This window comes from Pseudomonas sp. LBUM920, from assembly GCF_003852315.1.
Classification (GTDB): domain Bacteria; phylum Pseudomonadota; class Gammaproteobacteria; order Pseudomonadales; family Pseudomonadaceae; genus Aquipseudomonas.
Genome location: NZ_CP027762.1, coordinates 597,140 through 619,100 on the forward strand (window position 1 = coordinate 597,140; position 21,961 = coordinate 619,100).

A 21,961-nucleotide genomic window follows, 5' to 3' on the forward strand; every position below is an offset into this window, starting at 1 on the left:
GCCGCAGTAGCAGGCATTCTGTAGCATTGGTCGGCGCGCCGTGGGTGCGTCTTTGCTTTATCAGATGGAGAGCGCTATGGCTTGGAATGAGCCGGGTGGCAACTCGAATAATCAGGATCCTTGGGGTGGTAAGCGCCGCAATAATGGCGACCGCAAGGGGCCACCGGATCTCGACGAGGCCTTCCGAAAGCTGCAGGAAAGCCTGAATGGGTTGTTCGGTGGTGGGAAAAAACGTGGTGGTGACGACGGCGGTCGCACAAGCAAGGGCGGTGGCTATGGCCTGCTGGGCCTGGGTCTTGTCGTGCTCGCAGCCGTGTGGCTGTACAGCGCGGTTTACGTCGTGGACGAGCAGGAGCAGGCCGTGGTGCTGCGCTTCGGCAAGTACTACGAGACTGTCGGCCCGGGCCTGAATATCTACTTCCCCCCGATCGACAAGAAGTACATGGAAAACGTCACGCGTGAGCGTGCCTACACCAAGCAGGGCCAGATGCTGACCGAAGACGAGAACATCGTCGAAGTGCCGCTGACCGTGCAGTACAAGATCAGCAACCTGCAGGACTTCGTGCTGAACGTTGATCAGCCGGAAATCAGCCTGCAACACGCAACCGAAAGTGCACTGCGTCACGTGGTCGGTTCTACCGCCATGGACCAGGTGCTGACCGAAGGTCGTGAATTGATGGCCAGCGAGATCAAGGAGCGCCTGCAGCGGTTCCTCGACACTTATCGCACCGGTATCACTGTCACCCAGGTGAACGTACAGAGCGCTGCTGCACCGCGCGAAGTGCAGGAAGCCTTTGACGACGTGATCCGCGCCCGTGAAGACGAGCAGCGTTCGCGCAACCAGGCTGAGACCTATGCCAACGGCGTCGTGCCGGAAGCGCGCGGTCAGGCCCAGCGTATCCTCGAGGATGCCAATGGTTACCGCGACGAAGTGGTTTCCCGCGCCAAGGGTGAGGCGGATCGCTTTACCAAGCTGGTCGCCGAGTACCGCAAGGCTCCGGAAGTCACGCGTGAGCGTCTGTACCTGGACACCATGCAGGAAGTCTTCAGCAACACCAGCAAGGTTCTCGTGACCGGTAGCAAAGGTGGGCAGAACAACCTGCTGTACCTGCCGCTGGACAAGATGATCGAAGGTGGTCGTAGCAGCACCAGCGCACCGGCTACCGGTTCGACCGCTGCTGCCAACGAAGCGAGCGCCCGTGCGGCCGCTGACTTGCTGCAACAGCAAACACGTACCAGGGAGAGTCGTTGATGAGCAATAAATCGCTGACCGCCCTGATTGTGGGCGTCGTCGTGGTCATCGCTGCCTGGAACTGCTTCTACATCGTGTCTCAGACCGAGCGCGCGGTGTTGCTGCAATTCGGTCGTGTGGTCCAGGCGGATGTCCAACCGGGCCTGCATGTGAAAGTCCCCTACGTGAACCAGGTGCGCAAGTTCGACGGCCGCCTGATGACCCTGGATGCACCGACACAGCGCTTCCTGACCCTGGAAAAGAAAGCCGTGATGGTTGACGCCTACGCCAAGTGGCGCGTCAAGGATGCCGAGCGCTTCTACACCGCGACATCCGGCCTCAAGCAGATTGCCGACGAGCGTTTGTCGCGCCGTCTGGAATCGGGCCTGCGTGACCAGTTCGGTAAACGCACCCTGCACGAGGTGGTATCCGGTGAGCGTGATGCGCTGATGGCTGACATCACGCGTTCGCTGAACACCATGGCTGAGAAAGAACTGGGCATCGAGGTTGTTGATGTCCGGGTCAAGGCGATCGACCTGCCCAAGGAAGTGAACCGCAGCGTGTTCGAGCGTATGAGCACCGAACGTGAGCGTGAAGCCCGTGAGCACCGCGCCAAGGGTAACGAGTTGGCAGAAGGTATCCGTGCGGATGCCGACCGTCAGCGCCGTGTACTGCTGGCAGAAGCCTATCGCGAGTCTGAAGAGGCCCGTGGTGATGGCGATGCTCAAGCTGCGGCGATCTACGCCAAGGCTTACGGTCAGGATCAGGAGTTTTACGCGTTCTACCGTAGCCTGCGCGCCTACCGTGAAAGCTTCGCGAACAAAACCGACGTCATGGTACTGGACCCAAGCAGCGACTTCTTCCGCTACCTGGAAAAGTCCAAGTAACCAGCCGGTGATTCTGTAGGACACACTCCGTCGGGCGGCTAAAATGCCTGGCGGGGTGATCCTTTCAGAAAACGGGTGTATGATGCGGCAGCCGGGAAATTCCCGGCTTTTTTGCGTCTGCATGTTTGATTGTTGTGGTGCGTTGCAGACGCCACAGGTTTTTCGAGGAAAGTGCCCGACGAGGCCGCTAGCAGGCCATTTCGTCACGTCGTTCTTGCGCGTTGTTTATGCAGGGGCCGGGCATTTTCTGCTTCACTCAGGGCTCGGCCGAGGGCTGGCCGCCCGGATCATAGGGGAATGGCGTAATGGCAACGGTAGACCGCTGGCTGCTGCCAGATGGCATCGAAGAAGTACTGCCACCAGAAGCTGCGCGCATTGAAGTAGCGCGTCGCCAGGTGTTGGATCTGTTCCAGAGCTGGGGTTACGAGTTTGTCGTGACCCCCCATATCGAGTACCTGGAATCCCTGCTGACCGGCGCGGGCCAGGACCTGGATCTGCGCACCTTCAAGGTCATCGACCCGCAATCGGGTCGGCAAATGGGCTTTCGCGCCGACATCACGCCGCAAGTGGCGCGGATCGATGCGCACACCCTGCGCCGCGAAGGTCCCAGCCGTCTTTGCTATGCCGGCAGCGTGCTGCATGCGCAGCCGCGTGCCTTGTCGTCTTCGCGTAGCCCGATTCAATTGGGCGCCGAGTTGTACGGTGATGCCAGCCCGAGCAGCGACGTTGAAGTGATCAGCTTGATGTTGGCCATGCTGCAACTGGCTGACGTGCCGGATGTGCACATGGACCTGGGCCACGTTGGTATATACCGTGGCTTGGCCCGCGCGGCCGGCTTGTCTGGTGAAGTTGAGCAGCAGTTGTTCGATGCTCTGCAACGCAAGGCAATCGATGAAGTGATCGCCCTTACCGAGGGTGTACCTGCAGACCTCGCCGGCATGCTGCGCGCGTTGGTTGATCTGTGCGGTGGTCGTGAAGTGCTGGTGGCTGCGCGCGAGCGCCTGGCCAATGCGCCGGCGCTCGTATTGGCGGCGCTCGATGACGTGCTGGCGATTGCCGAGCGTTTGTCGGCGCGCTTCCCGCAACTGCCGCTGTATTTTGACCTGGGCGAGTTGCGCGGCTACCACTACCACACCGGTGTGGTGTTTGCCGTGTTTGTACCGGGTGTTGGCCAGGCCATCGCCCAAGGCGGTCGCTATGACGACATCGGCGCCGACTTCGGTCGCGCCCGTCCGGCGACCGGCTTTTCCACTGATTTGAAAACCCTGGTGACCCTGGGGCGTGCTGAGGTCGAGCTGCCGTCTGGTGGCGTCTGGATGCCCGACAGCACGGACGCAGCACTCTGGCAGCAGGTTTGCCAGTTGCGCAGTGAGGGTCAGCGTGTCGTCCAGGCTTTGCCTGGGCAGCCATTGGCCGCCGCCCGTGAAGCGGACTGCGACCGGCAATTGATTCTGCAGAACGGGCTTTGGCAAGTATCGCCACTGGCTTCTTGAGTTTTCCTGCCGGCCATCGCCGGCACCAAGTTTGCGCGAATGAGGACAAGTGTTATGGGTAAGAATGTCGTAGTCCTGGGCACCCAATGGGGTGATGAGGGCAAAGGCAAGATCGTTGATCTGCTGACCGAACATGCTGCCGCCGTAGTGCGCTACCAAGGTGGCCACAACGCTGGCCACACCCTGGTCATCGATGGCGAAAAAACCGTCTTGCACCTGATCCCGTCGGGCGTATTGCGCGAAGGCGTACAGTGCCTGATCGGCAACGGCGTGGTGGTTGCACCTGACGCCCTGCTGCGCGAGATCACCAAGCTGGAAGAGAAGGGTGTACCGGTGCGCGAGCGCCTGCGTATCAGCCCGTCCTGCCCGCTGATCCTGTCCTTCCACGTTGCGCTGGACCAGGCCCGTGAAAAGGCCCGTGGCGAGCTGAAGATCGGTACTACCGGTCGCGGCATCGGCCCAGCCTACGAAGACAAGGTTGCACGTCGTGGCCTGCGTGTGGGCGACCTGCTCAACATGCCGCGCTTTGAAGACAAGCTGCGTGAACTGGTGGATTACCACAACTTCATGCTCGTTGGTTACTACAAAGAGCCGGCCATTGAATTCGAAAAGACCCTGGCCGAGTGCAAGGAATACGCCGAGCTGCTGAAGCCGCTGATGCTCGACGTGACGGCTGAGCTGCACGACCTGCGCCGTGCCGGCAAAGACATCATGTTCGAAGGCGCCCAAGGTTCGTTGCTCGACATCGACCACGGCACCTACCCGTACGTGACCAGCTCCAACACCACCGCTGGCGGCGTTGCTACCGGTTCGGGTGTCGGCCCGATGTTCCTGGACTACATCCTGGGTATCACCAAGGCTTACACCACGCGCGTAGGTTCGGGCCCGTTCCCGACTGAGCTGTTCGACGAAGTCGGCGCGCACCTGGCCAAGCAAGGTCATGAGTTTGGCGCCACCACCGGCCGTGCTCGTCGTTGCGGCTGGTTCGACGCGGTTATCCTGCGTCGCGCTATCGATGTGAACAGCATCTCGGGCATCTGCCTGACCAAGCTGGACGTGCTCGACGGTCTGGAAACCATCAACATCTGCATCGGCTACAAAGATGCCGACGGTAAGGACGTTGCGCCGACCGACGCTGACAGCTACGTGGGCCTGCAGCCTGTGTACGAAGAAGTGCCGGGTTGGACCGAGTCCACCGTGGGTGCCAAAACCCTCGAAGAGCTGCCAGCCAACGCTCGTGCTTACATCAAGCGCGTTGAAGAGCTGATCGGCGCGCCAATCGACATTATTTCGACGGGCCCGGACCGTAACGAGACCATCGTTCTGCGTCACCCGTTCGCTTAATAAGCTGTTGATGTAAAAAGCAAAGGGCTCCTTCGGGAGCCCTTTGTCGTATCTGTCTGGTAAACGGCACGACCCTTGCTATGGTTCTTTCTTTCGCGGTGCTATCAAATTAATGGCACCCGTGGTGGAGGGATTCCCAGTGTCTGCCGTTCTCTCATTGTTACAAAGCCGGTTGTTGCGGCCGGTGTTCGTTACCCTTGGTATCGCTCTTTTGGTGCAAGTGCTGGTCGCTGTCGCTCTGACGCGGAGCACGGTCACTGCATTGGAAGCTGATCTGGGCAACCGCCTGGGTATCGACAGCCAGAAACTGTCCGGCGAGCTGGCGCAAGCCGGCAAGGAAGTCACCTCCAGTCTGGACAGTCTGTCTTCGAGCACGCGCCAGCGTCTGACGGCGGGGCTATCCACGCGCTTGCAGGATGAGCAGAAGCAACTGCGTGCGACCCTGGAAAAAGACCTGCAAGACTCGGCCAACGACATGGCGCAACTGCTGGCCTCGGTGGCGCCGCGCGCCATGTGGGACAGCGACGTGCCGACGCTGTCGGAGTTTGCCCGTCGCGCTCAGCGCAATCCCAACGTGCTGTTCGTGGTCTACGACGATGCGGCCGGCGAGCATCTGACCCGTTATCTGAACCGTGACAACCCGATCAACCAGGCGTTACTGGCAAAAGGTCAGGGCGACCGTGCGCTGGATAAGGTCCTGGACGCGGCGAAAAACGACCCTTCCGTGTTCTACGTCGAAGCGTCGATCAGCCCCAATGGCGTAGAGATTGGCAAGGTCCGCATGGGGGTGTCGACCGCGGCGGTGGAGACCGACCTGGCAGCGCTGGACAAACGTTTTGCCGCACTGATCGCCAGCAGTGATCAACTGGTGGGCGACAGCCTCAAGGGCGCTGCCGCAGACAGCGCAGCTGCCATGGGCGCGCGCCTGCAATCGGCGCAAGCCACCGCCACGCAAATGACCGCCAACACCACCAGCGCCGTGCAGGAGGCTGCAGGCACCTTGCGTTGGCGCATCGGCATGGGGCTGGCGATTGTGGGGTTCGGCGTGTTGCTGCTGATCGCTATTGTGCTTGGGCGTCGCGTGGTCAATCGTCTGAAGCTGCTGATTGCGGCGATGGATGACTTGGCGGCGGGCGAGGGCGACCTCACCAAGCGCGTGCAAATCAGTAGCAAGGACGAGATCGGCGACATGGCTTCGGCGGTCAATCGCTTTGTGGATAAGTTGCAGCCCATCGTGCGCGAGGCCGGCGATGTGGCTCAGCGCACCGGCGTGGAAATCGGCGCGATGACGTTGCGCAATGCCGGCGCCGATGCGGCGGCCGGTTTGCAGCGCGATGAAGTGGCGGAGAGCTTGCGGGCACTGTCGCAAATGGCCGATGAGGCCCAGGCCGAAAGCCATGCGATGCAGGCGGCGTTGCAGCAGGTGGTGGATATTCGTCAGGCCACAGACGAAAACTCGCGAACGTCGGCGGAAGTCGGCAGCCTGATCGAAGCGTTGGCCGGGCAGGTGCAAGCCGGCTCCCAGGTCATTGAGCGGCTGGCCCAGCAAAGCGAGCAGATTGAAGTGGTGCTCACGGTGATTCACGGCATTGCCGAGCAGACCAACCTATTGGCGCTCAACGCCGCCATCGAAGCTGCGCGTGCCGGTGAGACCGGGCGTGGTTTTGCGGTGGTCGCGGATGAGGTGCGGGCGCTGGCGAGTAAAACCCAAAGCTCAACCGGGGATATCCAGGCGCACATCGTGGCATTGCAGCAAGGCGCGCGCGAGGCGGTAGAAACCATCGGCAAGGCCGGGCGTCAGGCCAATGAAGGTTTGCTGGTGCTGCGCGACAGCGTGCGCTTGCAGCAGACGGTGCAGGCTTCGGTGGAGCAGGTGCACGCAGCGATTGGGTTGGCGACGCGCGCGGCTGAGCATCAGGCGCAGGGTGCGCACGCGGTGCGTGGGCGGGTCGAGGTGATTCATGCCCAGGCCGAGCGTGCTGCGCAGGCGGTGGTTGAGACTACCGCCAGTGGCAAGGTGCTGGATGGGTTGGCGGCGCAGTTGAAGGCGAGCCTGGGGCAGTTCAGGGCTTGATGTCGCCTGGGAGGGCCCTTTCGCGAGCAAGCCCGCTCCCACATGGAATGCGTTTCAAGTGTGGGAGCGGGCTAGCTCGCGAAAGCTATTTCAGCGGCTCAGATACATCCGAGTCGTGAGCAGATACACCGGCAACCCCGACACCAGAATCAACAACGCCGCATAGGGCGCCGCCGCCGCGAACTCCACATTCGAGGTGTGCGCCCACACGGCTGTCGCCAGGGTGTTCAACCCCGTCGGACTGAGCAGCAGCGTCGCGGTCAATTCCTTCATCGCATCCAGAAACACCAGCGCAAATGCCGCGCCCAATGCCGGGAAAATAATCGGCAAGGTCACCCGGCAAAACGCGCTGAACGACGAGGCGCCCAGCGTGCGCGCTGCCTCTTCCAGTTGCGGCGCCGCCTTGTTCAAAGCCGTGCGGATCGGCGCCTGTGCCAGTGGCAAAAACAGCAATGCATAGGCAATCAAAAGCAGCGCGGAAGTCTGGTACAGCACCGGCACGTAATGCAGTGCGAAATACACCAGCGTCAATGCAATCACCAAGCCGGGCAGGGCATGCAGCAGGTAGGGCAGGCGCTCGGCCCAGATCGCCAATTGGCCTTTGTAGCGCACCACCAGCAGCCCCACTGGCACGGCCAGCACCAGGCAAAGCGCGGCGCCGCCCAGCGACAGCGCAAGGGAGGACAGCAATGCTTCGCCAATCTGGGCCACGGGGAAGGCTGCCGATGAGCCCACCGCCAGCCAGTACCCGAGCATTCCCAGTGGAATGCCGCTGCCAATGATCGCCAGCGCCAGGCAATACAGCTGGCCCAGTGGCGCCCACTTGCCCAGCTTCACTGGTTCGGCATGCCGCGCCGCGCCCTGGCCGATGCGCACGTGCCGGCCCTTGCCGCGCACGCGCAGTTCCAGCCACAGCAGCGTCAGGCACATCACCAGCAACACTGCCGAGAGCATCGCGGCATTCGCATTGCTGAACTCCAGCTCGAACTGTTGGTAGATCGCGGTGGTAAAGGTTTGCAGGCCGATGATCGACAGCGCGCCGAATTCCACCAGCATGTGCAGCGCAATTAACAGTGCCCCGGCCAATAGCGATGGCCACAGCAAGGGCAGGGTGACACGCAAAAACACGCCCCAGCGATTCAGCCCCAGGGTGCGGGCTGATTCTTCCAGAGAGGGATCAAGATTGCGCAGCGTCGCCGCCACCGGCAGAAACACCAGCGGGTATTTGGACAGGGTCATCACCAGGATCGCCCCGCCCAGCCCTTCGAAGTTGGCGCTCAGCGAGACCCAGGTAAAGCTGCTGACAAACGCCGGCACTGCAAACGGCAGGCACAGGATCACGCCCCAGATGCGTCGGCCCGGCAGGTTGCTGCGTTCCAGTAGCCAGGCCAGCGACAGGCCGATCACGCCGCAGGCCACCGTCACGCCGATCATCAGCGCCAGGGTGTTGCGCAGCAGCCCGAACACATAGGGGCGCCATAACAGATGCATCGCTTGTGCCCAGCCCGCCTGCCAGGCCTTTGTGCCGACATACACCAACGGCAACAGGCTCAGGCCAACCAGGAATAGGACGGGAATCAGCAGCCAGATCGACGGGCGCTTGCGTCGCGGGCTGAAACCCCCGCGCAAGGCGGGGGCGGGTAGCGATGGGTTCATCAGTTCAAGCCAACGTCACGTTCCAGGTCCAGGGCTTCTTCGGCGTTGCCAAGGTCCGCAGGGGTGACTTTCGGCGGTTGCAGCTCGCTGAAAGGCTTAAGGCCACGGTTGGATTCCATGCCCTTGCGCAGCGGGTATTCGGCCGAGGTGTTGGTGATCACACGCTGGCCTTCTTCGCTGGCCATGAAGGCGAGCAACTGTTGGGCTTCCTTGGGGTGCTTGCTGGATTTCAGCGCGGCGGCGGAAGACACAGTGATCAGGCCACCGGCGTCGCCATCGGTAAAGTAGTGGAGTTGGGAATCCAGGTTGGTTTTTTCTTTCTTCAGGGCAAACCAGTAGTAGTTGTTCACCAGCACGGTGGCGACTTCGCCGTTTTCCACAGCCTTGAGGGCGACCATGTTGTTGCTGTAGACCTTGCCGAAGGCGCGCAAGCCGGTCAGCCATTCTTCAGCGGCTTCTCGGCCGTGCAGCTTGATGATCGCCACAGCTTGTTCCTGGAACGCGCCGCTGGTGGGTACGAAGCCGACTTTGCCTTGCCACTCGGGGCCGGCGAAATCCAGCACCGACTTGGGCAGGTCTTTTTCGGCGATCAGCTTTAGGTTGAACGCCACGACACGGGTGCGTGCGGTGACGCCCATCCAGTCGCCGTTGCTGCCGACATAATCCTTGGGCAATACGTCGAGCGTACTGGCATCGATCTTGGCCAGCAGGCCCTGTTCGCCAAGCTTGTTCAGTGGCGGCGATTCTTCGGTGTAGATCACGTCGGCAGGGGAGCGGTCGCCTTCTTCGACGACCTGGCTGGCCAGCTGGTTGCTGCTGCCTTTGCGCACGTTGACGTGAATGCCGGTCTTGGCTTCGAAGGCTTTGGCGAGTTCATCGCCGACCTCCTTGTGTTGGCCGTTGTACAAGGTCAGTGCAACCTTGTCGGCAGAATAGGCAGCGGGCGAGAGCAGGGTCAGGCCGAGCAGAGTGATGGTCAGGCCACGCAGAAGGGATGTCTTGAGACGGGTATCGCGGATCATCATCCGGGGTTTTCCTCACTTGAGTGCAACAAATTCTTACAAGGATAAACGATAAAACTTCTCAAGTGCGGACAAGCGGGGGAAATCGCCAGGCAGGTTTTCAAACACCGGAAACGAAAAAACCCGCTTTCGCGGGTTTGATCTGAATTTGGTGCCCAGGAGAAGACTCGAACTTCCACGACCTTGCGATCACCAGCACCTGAAGCTGGCGTGTCTACCAATTTCACCACCTGGGCTTATCAACAACGCTTGCGCCGTTGATGGAGCGAACTATACGGAGGGCTTTTTGATCTGTAAACCCCTGATTCAAAAATATAAATCGAGATTCTCGTTAAAAATCAAAGACCTGAAACGCAAAAACCCGCTTTCGCGGGTTTTTGGGAGACTCGAGGCAGAACCTTGAGTTTGAAATTGGTGCCCAGGAGAAGACTCGAACTTCCACGACCTTGCGATCACCAGCACCTGAAGCTGGCGTGTCTACCAATTTCACCACCTGGGCAGCATCAACAACGTTGCCGTCGTCGATGGCGCGCACTATACGGAGACGATTTTGAGCTGTAAAGCCCCGCTATGAAAAAATCCTGGAAAATTTCGCCAAAGGTCGTGCAAGGTGCGTTCTGACGGCGACAAAGGCCTTTAAAACGCTTGTTGATGCCTGAAATTTCCCGTTTCAATACGCGTATGCCAAACTAACCCGCATATAGACAAGGTGAAAACTCTCTAATGGCCGATTGGCAGTCCCTCGATCCCGAGGCCGCTCGTGAAGCGGAAAAATATGAAAACCCTATTCCTAGCCGCGAACTGATCCTGGCGCATCTCGCCGATCGTGGTTCGCCTGCTAGCCGCGAGCAGTTGGTTGAAGAATTCGGTCTGACCACCGAAGACCAGCTCGAAGCCCTGCGCCGCCGTTTGCGTGCCATGGAGCGCGATGCCCAACTGATCTACACCCGCCGAGGCACTTACGCGCCTGTGGACAAGCTCGACCTGATCCTTGGCCGCATCGCCGGCCACCGTGACGGCTTCGGCTTCCTGATCCCGGACGACGGCAGTGACGACCTGTTCATGAGCCCTGCGCAAATGCGTCTGGTGTTCGATGGCGACCGTGCCCTGGCGCGCGTTTCCGGCCTCGACCGTCGCGGTCGCCGTGAAGGCGTGATCGTCGAAGTGGTGTCGCGTGCCCACGAGTCCATCGTCGGCCGTTACTTCGAAGAAGGCGGCATCGGCTTTGTCGTGCCGGATAACCCAAAGGTCCAGCAGGAAGTGCTGATCACCCCGGGCCGCAATGGCGCTGCCAAAGTCGGTCAGTTCGTCGAGGTGAAAATCACTCACTGGCCAACTGCGCGCTTCCAGCCGCAGGGCGACATCGTTGAAGTGGTCGGCAACTACATGGCGCCGGGCATGGAAATCGACGTTGCATTGCGCACCTACGATATCCCTCACGTCTGGCCAGAGGCTGTGCTCAAAGAAGCCGCCAAGCTCAAGCCGGAAGTCGAAGAAAAAGACAAAGAAAAACGCATCGACCTGCGCCATCTGCCGTTCGTCACCATTGACGGCGAAGATGCCCGCGACTTCGACGATGCGGTTTACTGCGAAGCCAAGCCTGGCAAGCTGCGCCTGTTCTCCGGTGGCTGGAAGCTGTTCGTCGCGATTGCCGACGTGTCCAGCTACGTGAAGATCGGTTCGGCCCTGGATAACGAAGCCCAGGTGCGCGGCAACTCCGTTTACTTCCCGGAGCGCGTGATCCCGATGCTGCCTGAGCAGCTGTCCAACGGCCTGTGCTCGCTGAACCCGAAAGTCGACCGTTTGGCCATGGTGTGCGAGATGACTATCTCGAAAACCGGCGAAATGACTGACTACCAGTTCTACGAGGCGGTGATTCACTCCCAGGCGCGCCTGACCTACAACAAGGTCAGCACCATTCTGGAACAGCCGAAAACCAGCGAAGCCAAAGCCTTGCGCGGTGAGTACGGCCATGTCGTGCCGCACCTCAAGCAGCTGTATTCGCTGTACAAGGTGTTGCTGGGCGCTCGCCATGTGCGTGGCGCGATCGATTTTGAAACCCAGGAAACCCGGATTGTCTTCGGCTCCGAGCGCAAAATCGCGGCGATCACCCCGACCACGCGCAACGATGCTCACAAGCTGATCGAGGAATGCATGCTGGCCGCCAACGTGGCCACTGCCGAATTCCTGAAAAAGCACGAGATTCCTGCACTGTACCGCGTGCACGACGGCCCGCCGCCGGAGCGTCTGGAGAAGCTGCGCGCGTTCCTCGGTGAGCTCGGCCTGTCCCTGCACAAAGGCAAGGACGGCCCGACGCCGAAGGACTACCAGGCACTGCTGGCAAGTATCAAGGACCGTCCGGATTACCACGTGATCCAGACCGTGATGCTGCGCTCCCTGAGCCAGGCGGTGTACAGCGCGGATAACCAGGGCCACTTCGGCCTGAATTACGAGGCGTACACCCACTTCACCTCGCCGATTCGCCGTTACCCGGACCTGCTCACGCACCGCGCGATCCGCAGCGTGATCCATTCCAAGCAGAACACCCCGCACGTCAAGCGCGCCGGTGCCATGACCATTCCCAAAGCACGGATTTATCCGTACGACGAAGCGGCCCTGGAACAGTTGGGCGAGCAGTGCTCCATGAGCGAGCGCCGTGCCGACGAGGCCACCCGCGACGTAGTGAACTGGCTCAAGTGCGAGTTCATGAAGGACCGTGTGGGCGAATCGTTCCCGGGTGTGATCACCGCCGTGACCGGCTTTGGCCTGTTCGTCGAGCTGACCGACATCTACGTCGAAGGCTTGGTGCACGTTACCGCGTTGCCGGGCGACTATTACCACTTCGACCCTGTGCATCACCGCCTGGCGGGCGAGCGCACCGGTCGCAGCTTCCGTTTGGGCGACACGGTGGAAGTGCAGGTCATGCGCGTCGACCTCGACGAGCGCAAGATCGACTTCGGCATGCCTGATAAACCAGCCGAGCCGGCTGGCCGTAAAAAGCGTGGCGCCGAGACGACTGCGCCGGCCAGCAAAGGCAAAGGTGCTCCTGCTAAAGCAGCGGTCGCCGAGCCTGCGTCAGCCAAACCTGCTCGTCGTTCGTCTGCCAAGGACAAGGCCCCCGAAGCCTACCGCCCTAGCGATGCTGCGGCCAAAAATGCCGAGCTGCGCAAGAGCCGCGAGTTGAAGCAGCAGTTGCTCAACGAAGCCAAAAGCGGTGGTAAAGCGGCGTCTGGGGGAAAGTCCCGCGAGGCGGAAAAACCGTCGAGCAAGCCGAGCAAACATCGTAAAGGCCCGCCCAAAGCGGGTTCGGCCCCCGCGAAAAGCGGCGGGTCGCGCAAACCTAAGGCCAAGTCATGAGTCTGGAAAAAATCTACGGCGTGCACGCCGTAGAAGCACTGCTGCGTCATCACCCTAAGCGCGTCAAGCAGGTGTGGTTGGCCGAAGGTCGCAGCGAGCCGCGCGTGCAAGCGCTGGTCGAGCTGGCGACCCAGAATAAAGTTGCCATCGGCCAGGCCGAGCGTCGTGAAATGGACGTGTGGGTAGAAGGCGTTCACCAAGGCGTGGTGGCGGACGTCAGTCCGAGCCAGGTTTGGGGCGAGGCGATGCTCGACGAGCTGCTCGACCGTACCGAAGGTGCACCGCTGCTGCTGGTGCTGGACGGCGTGACCGACCCGCACAACCTTGGCGCCTGCCTGCGTTCGGCGGATGCTGCCGGCGCGTTGGCGGTGATCGTGCCCAAAGACAAGTCGGCCACCCTGACGCCGGTCGTGCGTAAAGTGGCCTGCGGCGCGGCGGAAGTGATTCCGCTGGTGGCCGTGACCAACCTGGCGCGCACACTGGAGAAACTCCAGCAGCGCGGCTTGTGGGTCGTGGGCACGGCAGGCGAGGCTGAGGTCAGCATTTACGACCAGGACCTTACCGGCCCGACCATCCTGATCATGGGCGCCGAAGGCAAAGGCATGCGTCGCCTGACCCGTGAGCATTGCGACTACCTGGTGCACCTGCCGATGGCCGGTAGCGTCAGCAGCCTCAACGTTTCAGTCGCAACGGGCGTCTGCCTGTTCGAAGCCCAGCGCCAGCGTGGCGCCAAGGCTAAAGCCAAGAAATAAGGCTTGAGAGCGACGCAAGACCCTGTGGGAGCCGGGCTTGCCCGCGATGACGGTGTGTCAGTCAGCACAGATGCTGCCTGAGCCATTGTCATCGCAGTCAAGCCAGCTCCCGCAGTTGCTTTGGGTTTGCCTGGATTGCGTGTTGTTCAAATAATCACCAATCACCTTGCGCCGTTTCTCCCCGTTCTCTACAATTGCGCCCCTTGCCTTCCTGGCAGGCATCTATGTGCCTCCCTGCGGCAAGATCCATAAGTGTCATTCACTCCTTGTCTGACCGTTTTTGAGCGGCAGGCTACAACCCGTAAGGAGCATTCATGCGTCATTACGAAATCATCTTTTTGGTCCACCCGGATCAAAGCGAGCAAGTCGGCGGCATGGTTGAGCGTTACACCAAGCTGATCGAAGAAGACGGCGGCAAAATCCACCGTCTGGAAGATTGGGGCCGTCGTCAACTGGCCTACGCAATCAACAATGTTCACAAGGCTCACTACGTGATGCTGAACGTTGAGTGCACTGGCAAGGCCCTGGCCGAGCTGGAAGACAACTTCCGCTACAACGATGCAGTGATCCGTAACCTGGTCATCCGTCGCGAAGAAGCCGTTACCGGCCAATCCGAGATGCTCAAGGCTGAAGAAAACCGCAGTGAGCGCCGTGAGCGTCGCGACCGTCCTGAGCACGAAGGCGCCGAAAGCGCTGATAGTGATGACAGCGACAACAGCGATAACGCTGACGAGTAATCCACGGACCTTTTAAGGAGCCTATCAAATGGCACGTTTCTTCCGTCGTCGTAAATTCTGCCGCTTCACCGCTGAAGACGTGAAAGAGATCGATTACAAAGATCTCAACACTCTGAAAGCTTACGTATCCGAGACCGGCAAAATCGTTCCAAGCCGTATCACCGGTACCAAAGCACGTTATCAGCGTCAGCTGGCCACCGCTATCAAGCGCGCCCGCTTCCTGGCCCTGCTGGCCTACACCGACAGCCACGGCCGCTGAGACCGGGCAGTCGACAAGTAGTAAGGGATTGAATGCATGCGCGCCTTAGCTGAGTTCATCATGCGCGGTCGCGTGCAGGCCACTCTGGTAGTGGCTGGATGTGCGGCATTGCCGCTGCTTTATTGGTTGGGTGCTGCCGCCGGTTGCCTTGTGCTGCTGCGGCGCGGTTTGAAGGACGCCCTTGGCGTTCTTGCCCTGGGTTTGTTGCCGGCCTTGATCTGGTGGCTGCAAATGGGTGATCCACGCGTACTTCTGGTACTGCTGGGGTCATCGAGCCTTGCGTTGGTTTTACGCGCAAGTGAGTCCTGGGTCCGCACGCTGCTGGTCAGCGTGGCATTGGGGTTGGTGTACTCAGTGATGCTTGGCGCGGCTTTCCGCCCGCAAATCGAGGCGCTGTCGCAGGAAATCGTCAAGATCCTGCCGTTGGCCCTCGGGGATCTCTACCAGCATTTGTCGGTAGATGAGCGAGCGCGGTTTGTGTCACTGATTGCTCCGGTCCTGACCGGCCTGATTGCGGCATTGTTGCAGGTCGTCAGCGTGCTGAGCCTGATTCTTGGGCGTTATTGGCAGGCGTTGTTGTACAACCCGGGTGGTTTTGGTCGCGAGTTTCGCAGTATCAGAATTCCCGCGGGACCGGCGATGTTGTTGCTGGCGTGCATGGTTGTCGGGCCGAACTTCGGTCCACAGATAGCCTTGCTGGCGCCGATTTGCAGCGTACCGCTGGTGTTTGCCGGGCTGGCCCTGATTCATGGGTTGGTTGCGCGAAAGCGCCTGGCCAAGTTTTGGCTGGTGGGGTTGTACGTGACGCTGTTGCTGTTCATGCAGCTGATCTATCCGTTACTCGTGGTTTTGGCCATTGTCGACGGCCTGATTGATTTTCGCGGTCGTCTGGCGTCGAAAGACGCTGATAACGCGAACGGTGAAGGTTAAAAGTTAGAGGATTTTCACATGCAACTGATCCTTCTGGAAAAAGTCGCCAACCTGGGCAACCTGGGCGACAAAGTGAACGTTAAGGCCGGCTACGGTCGTAACTACCTGCTGCCATACGGCAAAGCCACCGCTGCAACCGCTGCCAACCTGGCTGCGTTTGAAGAGCGTCGTGCTGAGCTGGAAAAAGCAGCAGCAGACAAAAAAGCTTCGGCCGAAACTCGCGCTGCCCAACTGGCTGAGCTGGAAGTGACTATCACTGCCACCGCCGGTGACGAAGGCAAGCTGTTCGGTTCGATCGGCACCCACGACATCGCTGATGCACTGACCGCCTCCGGCGTTGAAGTGCAGAAGAGCGAAGTTCGTCTGCCGAACGGCACCATCCGCAACGTAGGCGAATTCGACGTAGCCGTGCACCTGCACGCCGAAGTTGAAGCCACCGTACGCGTTGTCGTGGTAGCAGCTTAAGCAGCACCTAACTGACTGGCACCTAGCGTGTCAGCCAGTTAACATCGGGCACGATCCTGTTTACAGGTCGTGCCTTTTGTTTTTCTACAATCCCCTAATTCCAAGTGGCCATGAACGATATTTCAGCTCCTGAGCAATACGATCTGCAAACCGCTGCCCTGAAGGTGCCGCCGCATTCCATCGAGGCCGAACAGGCCGTGCTCGGTGGCTTGATGCTGGACAACAACGCCTGGGAACGCGTGCTGGATCAAGTCTCGGACGGTGATTTCTATCGCCATGACCACCGGCTGATCTTCCGCGCCATCGCCAAGCTGGCCGACCAGAACTCACCGATCGACGTGGTGACCCTGGCCGAGCAGCTGGACAAGGAAGGCCAGACCTCTCAAGTCGGCGGCCTGGGTTACCTGGGCGAACTGGCGAAAAACACGCCGTCCGTCGCCAACATCAAGGCGTACGCCCAGATCGTTCGCGAGCGCGCCACCCTGCGCCAGTTGATCGGCATCAGCACCGAAATCGCCGACAGCGCCTTCAACCCCGAAGGCCGCACTGCCGCCGAGATCCTCGACGAAGCCGAGCGCCAGATCTTCCAGATCGCCGAGGCGCGGCCTAAAACCGGCGGCCCGGTCAGCGTCAACGACCTGTTGACCAAGGCCATCGACCGTATCGACACGCTGTTCAATACCGACAACGCCATCACCGGTATTTCCACCGGCTACACCGACCTCGACGAGAAGACCAGCGGCCTGCAGCCGTCCGACTTGATCATCGTCGCCGGCCGTCCATCCATGGGTAAAACCACCTTTGCGATGAACCTGGTGGAAAACGCCGTGCTGCGCAGCGACAAGACCGTACTGGTGTACTCCCTCGAGATGCCAGGCGAATCGCTGATCATGCGTATGCTTTCATCGCTCGGGCGGATCGACCAGACCAAAGTACGTGCCGGTCGCCTGGAAGACGACGATTGGCCGCGCCTGACCTCGGCGGTCAACCTGCTCAATGACCGCAAGCTGTTCATCGATGACACTGCGGGTATCAGCCCCTCGGAGATGCGTGCGCGTACTCGCCGCCTGGTGCGTGAGCACGGCGACATTGCCCTGATCATGATCGACTACCTGCAGCTCATGCAGATCCCGGGTTCCAGTGGCGACAACCGGACCAACGAAATTTCCGAAATCTCCCGGTCCCTCAAAGCCCTGGCCAAGGAATTCAACTGCCCGGTGGTGGCGCTGTCGCAGCTCAACCGTTCCCTGGAACAACGTCCCAACAAGCGCCCGGTGAACTCCGACCTGCGCGAATCCGGAGCGATCGAGCAGGATGCTGACGTGATCATGTTTGTGTACCGGGACGAGGTGTACCACCCCGAAACGGAGCATAAAGGCATTGCCGAGATCATCATCGGCAAGCAGCGGAACGGGCCGATCGGCTTTATCCGCCTGGCGTTCATCGGTAAGTACACGCGCTTCGAGAACCTCGCGCCGGGCAGTTACAACTTCGACGACGACGAATAATTCTCCCGCGCCTGTAGAGGCCTCATCACGGGCAAGCCCGCTCCCACACTTGAACGGTGAACACCTTCAAATGTGGGGGTGAGCTTGCCCGCGATAGCGTCACCACAATTCCGACCATTACCGTCGGAATTGGTCAAAATTTGTGCTATATTCCGCGCCCGCGATTTTTCATCTCAACACCGGTCACCGTCATGCAAACAGCCAAGCCGTTATTTGACTATCCCAAGTACTGGGCCGAATGTTTCGGTCCTGCGCCATTCCTGCCGATGAGCAGGGAGGAGATGGATCAGCTTGGCTGGGATTCCTGCGACATCATCATCGTCACCGGTGATGCGTACGTGGATCACCCGTCGTTCGGCATGGCCATCATCGGCCGGCTGCTGGAGTCTCAGGGCTTCCGCGTCGGGATCATTGCCCAGCCGAACTGGCAGTCCAAAGACGACTTCATGAAGCTCGGCGAGCCGAACCTGTTCTTCGGCGTCGCGGCCGGCAACATGGACTCGATGATCAACCGCTACACCGCCGACAAGAAAATCCGCTCCGACGACGCCTACACCCCAGGCGGCATGGCCGGCAAACGCCCGGACCGCGCGAGCCTGGTGTACAGCCAGCGTTGCAAGGAAGCCTACAAGAACGTGCCGATCGTGCTCGGCGGCATCGAAGCCTCCCTGCGCCGCATCGCCCACTACGATTACTGGCAGGACCGCGTGCGCAACTCGATCCTGATCGACGCCGCCGCCGACATCCTGCTGTACGGCAACGCCGAGCGCGCGATTGTCGAGGTTGCCCAGCGCCTGTCGTGGGGCCACAAGATCGAAGACATCACCGACGTGCGCGGCACCGCGTTCATTCGCCGTGACACGCCGGAAGGCTGGTACGAGGTGGACTCCACGCGTATCGACCGTCCGGGCAAGGTCGACAAGATCATCAACCCGTACGTGAACACCCAGGACACCCAGGCCTGCGCCATCGAGCAGGAAAAAGGCCCGCAGGATGATCCGGAAGAAGCCAAGGTCGTGCAGATCCTGGCCAGCCCGCGCATGACCCGCGACAAGACCGTGATCCGCCTGCCATCGGTAGAAAAAGTCCGTGGTGACGCGGTGCTCTATGCCCACGCCAACCGCGTGTTGCACCTGGAAACCAACCCAGGCAACGCCCGCGCCCTGGTGCAGAAGCATGGCGAAGTGGACGTGTGGTTCAACCCGCCGCCCATTCCGATGACCACCGAAGAAATGGACTACGTGTTTGGCATGCCTTACGCACGTGTTCCGCACCCGGTGTACGGCAAGGAAAAGATCCCGGCCTACGACATGATTCGCTTCTCGGTGAACATCATGCGTGGCTGCTTCGGCGGCTGCACCTTCTGCTCGATCACCGAGCATGAAGGCCGCATCATCCAGAACCGTTCCGAAGAGTCGATCATTCGCGAGATCGAAGAGATCCGCGACAAAGTGCCAGGCTTCACCGGGGTGATCTCCGACCTCGGCGGCCCGACCGCGAACATGTACCGCATCGCCTGCAAGAGCCCGGAAATCGAATCCGCGTGCCGTAAGCCATCGTGTGTGTTCCCTGGCATCTGCCCGAACCTGAACACCGACCACTCCTCGTTGATCCAGCTGTACCGCAGCGCCCGTGCGTTGCCGGGTGTGAAGAAGATTCTGATTGCTTCCGGCCTGCGCTACGACCTCGCGGTCGAGTCGCCGGAATACGTCAAAGAGCTGGTGACCCACCACGTCGGTGGCTACCTCAAGATCGCCCCGGAACACACCGAGGAAGGTCCGCTCAACCAGATGATGAAGCCGGGCATTGGCAGCTATGACAAGTTCAAGCGCATGTTCGAGAAGTACACCAAGGAAGCGGGCAAGGAGCAGTACCTGATTCCTTACTTCATCGCGGCCCACCCGGGCACCACCGATGAAGACATGATGAACCTGGCCCTGTGGCTCAAGGGCAACGGCTTCCGCGCCGACCAGGTGCAGGCGTTCTACCCCTCGCCAATGGCCACCGCCACCGCGATGTACCACTCGGGCAAGAACCCGCTGCGCAAGGTCACCTACAAGAGCGACGCGGTGACCATCGTCAAGAGCGAGGAGCAGCGCCGTCTGCACAAGGCCTTCTTGCGCTATCACGATCCGAAGGGCTGGCCAATGCTGCGTGAAGCGCTGACCCGCATGGGCCGTGCCGACCTGATCGGGCCGGGCAAGGACCAGTTGATCCCGCTGCACCAGCCGGCCACCGACAGCTACCAGAGCGCGCGTCGCAAGAACTCGACGCCGGCCGGCAGCCACAAGGTCGCCAAGGAAACCACCACCAGGATCCTCACCCAGCACACCGGCCTGCCGCCACGTGGCAGCGACGGCAGCAACCCGTGGGACAAGCGCGAACAAGCCAAGGCGGCGGCCATGGCGCGCAACAAGCAGGCGGCCAAGGAACGCGCCGACGCGGCCAAGGGCAAAGGCGGCAAGCCTGCGCGCAAGCCGGTCGTGCCGCGTTGATCGCAGCTTGAATATGCAAAACGCCAGCCTCGTGCTGGCGTTTTGCTTTCTAGTCGGTGGGTAGTGTGTTTGTTAAGGTGGCGCGCATTGAATCGCCTTCGCGCTCCCACATTCGAGCGCATTCTCATGCTGGAACTCGGAAAAATGTGGGAGCGGGCTTGCTCGCGAAGGCGTCAGTTCAGTCATCACCCATTTCAAGGAAGATCACCCCCCATGGGCAACCCCCTGGCCGGTATCGGCATGGACTCCAACCGCTCGCAATTCATGGCGCGCCAGCGCATCGAAAGCGAACTCAACCTGCCGCGGATATTTGCTGCCATCGACGCCGACCCCAACATCGTTGGTGCAGGCGTGGTGTATATCGACGCCGACTTCAATGTCGTCACCCTGCGTGAGTTCAAGCCCATCTGCAGCATTCAGCCCAAGCGCATCATTGTGCGTGAGGCGCAGAAATACGTCGCGCCAGCGCAGTTTGCTGACCAAGTGATGAATAACGCGCGCGAGTCGCGGTTGATCAGCGAAGCCTTCAACACCACCTTGTCCTGCGGCGGCGCGGTGCTGGGTTGGCTGGTGATGTTAAGCGGCACCATCGCGGTGCCGTTCAGCGGTGGTGCCAGCTCGGTCATCACCGTCATTGGCTATACCAGCGCCACCGCCAGTACGGCGTCCTGCCTGATGGGCGCTTTTCGCACCCGCAATGAAATCGTCAACCCGGGCATGAATGATTATCTGGACAGCGAGGAGTGGTACCAGACCGCTACCAAGATCATGGATGGCGCTGCCTTGGTGGGCGTGGGTGCGTCTGCGCTGACCACGGTCAAATTGGTCAATGTGGCCCGTGCATCCACCGGCAAAACCCTGCGGCAAGTGCTCAAAGGCCTGAACGGTCAGGAGCGGGAAAAGCTGACAAAAGAGCTGCTGAAAATCGCCGACCCACAGATGTCGACCAAGATGCGCAAGCTGCTGCAATTGCGCGGCGATTTGCCCAAGCGCTTTACCCACACGCAGCTCAAGCACGCCACCATCGTCCAGCTCGGCGATGCTTTCAGTGCAGGGCTGAGCGTCTGGGGGCTGGCGCGCTCGGACAACCCCAAACAGCTCAAAACCTTGGCGATAGGGTTGTACGAGGAGCTTGAATAATGAGTGGCGTCCCGTCATTGAAACCCTTTTTGCTGGAACATTTTCCCTCGTTCATCGGCGTGATTCTCGCCGGTTGCCTGGGCGGTTCCGGCGCAATTTCCCTGGCGGCCGCCACCTATTTTGCCGACGTGCCCATGGCCACCAATGCCACCGTCTCGTGGTTCGTGGTGATCTTCGCGGCCTTGTTCGTGGTCAACAGCAACTTCCTGGTCGTGCGCGGGCACGCCTGGGCGGTGTGGGGCATGGTCGGCTTTTTTGTGGTGTGCCTGCTGGTGGTGCTGCCGACGCTGCAGTTTCACCCTCACTGGTTTATCTACAGTGAAAGCCTGTTCTGGCCATTGCTCGGGTTGTTGCTGATCAACAGCAAGGGCTATCGGGCGATGGTCAGGAAATTGGTTGAGGTACGGCGCCTGCGCAACGCGTCCAAGGCTGCTTGACTGGGTAGATTCACCACCCCAATCGCGCGCACACGCCACAAAGATGTGCAGCGTATGCACCATCGCACTGACGACGGCGCCGTTTTGGTGCTGTACTGCAGCGGGTCTTACGATAAAGCGCAATGACGGCCGCTCTGGCATAAGTCTTGCGCGCTTTGTGTCCATGCCCTGGCT

General features: G+C 60.5%; 17 protein-coding genes and 2 tRNA genes. 15 read left to right on the forward strand and 4 right to left on the reverse strand.

The genetic code is table 11. The features are described from left to right. The first annotated feature begins 76 nt into the window (after positions 1–76). The 5 genes from hflK (at position 77) to C4J83_RS31245 (ending at position 7,029) form a co-directional block, all read left to right on the forward strand. Positions 77–1,252: an FtsH protease activity modulator HflK gene (gene hflK, locus C4J83_RS02595; protein WP_106577626.1), complete on the forward strand. Its 1,176-nt coding sequence runs from the start codon at positions 77–79 to the stop codon at positions 1,250–1,252. After that, positions 1,252–2,118, forward strand: a complete 867-nt coding sequence (gene hflC / locus C4J83_RS02600; RefSeq protein WP_017138460.1) for a protease modulator HflC — start codon at positions 1,252–1,254, stop codon at positions 2,116–2,118. Before hflK ends, hflC begins: the two co-directional genes overlap by 1 nt. Positions 2,119–2,423: 305 nt before the next feature. Beyond that, the gene (locus C4J83_RS02605) at positions 2,424–3,611 is read left to right on the forward strand and encodes an ATP phosphoribosyltransferase regulatory subunit (protein WP_119737922.1); all 1,188 of its coding nucleotides are present in this window, start codon (positions 2,424–2,426) and stop codon (positions 3,609–3,611) included. 54 nt (positions 3,612–3,665) lie between these two features. Then, a complete protein-coding gene (locus tag C4J83_RS02610; RefSeq protein WP_106577628.1) occupies positions 3,666–4,955 on the forward strand; it encodes an adenylosuccinate synthase in 1,290 nt (429 codons plus the stop codon). 139 nt (positions 4,956–5,094) lie between these two features. Then, entirely contained in the window at positions 5,095–7,029 is a 1,935-nt protein-coding gene (locus C4J83_RS31245; RefSeq protein WP_124416287.1) for a methyl-accepting chemotaxis protein, read from the forward strand. Between the two features lie 90 nt (positions 7,030–7,119). On the opposite strand, the gene C4J83_RS02620 is transcribed toward C4J83_RS31245, so the two are convergent. The 4 genes from C4J83_RS02620 to C4J83_RS02635 all read right to left on the reverse strand — a co-directional run bounded on the left by C4J83_RS02620 (position 7,120) and on the right by C4J83_RS02635 (position 10,206). After that, positions 7,120–8,685, reverse strand: a complete 1,566-nt coding sequence (locus C4J83_RS02620) for an ABC transporter permease (RefSeq protein WP_124416288.1) — start codon at positions 8,683–8,685, stop codon at positions 7,120–7,122. Continuing rightward, complete coding sequence (locus C4J83_RS02625; protein ID WP_124416289.1) at positions 8,685–9,710, reverse strand: extracellular solute-binding protein; 1,026 nt, start codon at positions 9,708–9,710, stop codon at positions 8,685–8,687. Before C4J83_RS02625 ends, C4J83_RS02620 begins: the two co-directional genes overlap by 1 nt. A gap of 146 nt (positions 9,711–9,856) precedes the next feature. Then, positions 9,857–9,943, reverse strand: a tRNA-Leu gene (locus tag C4J83_RS02630). A gap of 176 nt (positions 9,944–10,119) precedes the next feature. After that, positions 10,120–10,206 (reverse strand) — tRNA-Leu (locus C4J83_RS02635). 224 nt (positions 10,207–10,430) lie between these two features. Here C4J83_RS02635 and rnr point away from each other — a divergent pair. From rnr to C4J83_RS02685, 10 genes are all read left to right on the forward strand, one after another. Next, positions 10,431–13,064, forward strand: coding sequence for a ribonuclease R (gene rnr / locus C4J83_RS02640; protein ID WP_124416290.1), 2,634 nt, complete (start codon positions 10,431–10,433; stop codon positions 13,062–13,064). Continuing rightward, positions 13,061–13,816 carry a 23S rRNA (guanosine(2251)-2'-O)-methyltransferase RlmB gene (rlmB, locus tag C4J83_RS02645; RefSeq protein WP_010213600.1) on the forward strand — a complete coding sequence of 252 codons (756 nt, stop codon included), beginning with the start codon at positions 13,061–13,063 and terminating at the stop codon, positions 13,814–13,816. The genes rnr and rlmB overlap by 4 nt, the downstream gene beginning before the upstream one ends. A gap of 314 nt (positions 13,817–14,130) precedes the next feature. Beyond that, positions 14,131–14,553: a 30S ribosomal protein S6 gene (gene rpsF / locus C4J83_RS02650; protein ID WP_003217491.1), complete on the forward strand. Its 423-nt coding sequence runs from the start codon at positions 14,131–14,133 to the stop codon at positions 14,551–14,553. Between the two features lie 28 nt (positions 14,554–14,581). Continuing rightward, entirely contained in the window at positions 14,582–14,812 is a 231-nt protein-coding gene (gene rpsR / locus C4J83_RS02655) for a 30S ribosomal protein S18 (protein WP_002551829.1), read from the forward strand. Positions 14,813–14,848: 36 nt separating this feature from the next. Then, positions 14,849–15,742 (forward strand): YybS family protein, encoded by an 894-nt coding sequence (locus tag C4J83_RS02660; protein WP_106577633.1) that lies wholly within the window; start codon positions 14,849–14,851, stop codon positions 15,740–15,742. An 18-nt stretch (positions 15,743–15,760) separates the two neighbouring features. Continuing rightward, positions 15,761–16,207: a 50S ribosomal protein L9 gene (gene rplI, locus C4J83_RS02665; RefSeq protein ID WP_003171376.1), complete on the forward strand. Its 447-nt coding sequence runs from the start codon at positions 15,761–15,763 to the stop codon at positions 16,205–16,207. Between the two features lie 110 nt (positions 16,208–16,317). After that, entirely contained in the window at positions 16,318–17,715 is a 1,398-nt protein-coding gene (dnaB, locus tag C4J83_RS02670; RefSeq protein ID WP_017526410.1) for a replicative DNA helicase, read from the forward strand. A 191-nt stretch (positions 17,716–17,906) separates the two neighbouring features. Further along, positions 17,907–20,210, forward strand: a complete 2,304-nt coding sequence (locus C4J83_RS02675) for a YgiQ family radical SAM protein (protein WP_106577634.1) — start codon at positions 17,907–17,909, stop codon at positions 20,208–20,210. 213 nt (positions 20,211–20,423) lie between these two features. Next, a complete protein-coding gene (gene ssp4 / locus C4J83_RS02680) occupies positions 20,424–21,350 on the forward strand; it encodes an Ssp4 family T6SS effector (RefSeq protein ID WP_106577635.1) in 927 nt (308 codons plus the stop codon). Next, positions 21,350–21,787, forward strand: a complete 438-nt coding sequence (locus C4J83_RS02685) for a hypothetical protein (RefSeq protein WP_106577636.1) — start codon at positions 21,350–21,352, stop codon at positions 21,785–21,787. The genes ssp4 and C4J83_RS02685 overlap by 1 nt, the downstream gene beginning before the upstream one ends. Positions 21,788–21,961: the final 174 nt, after the last annotated feature.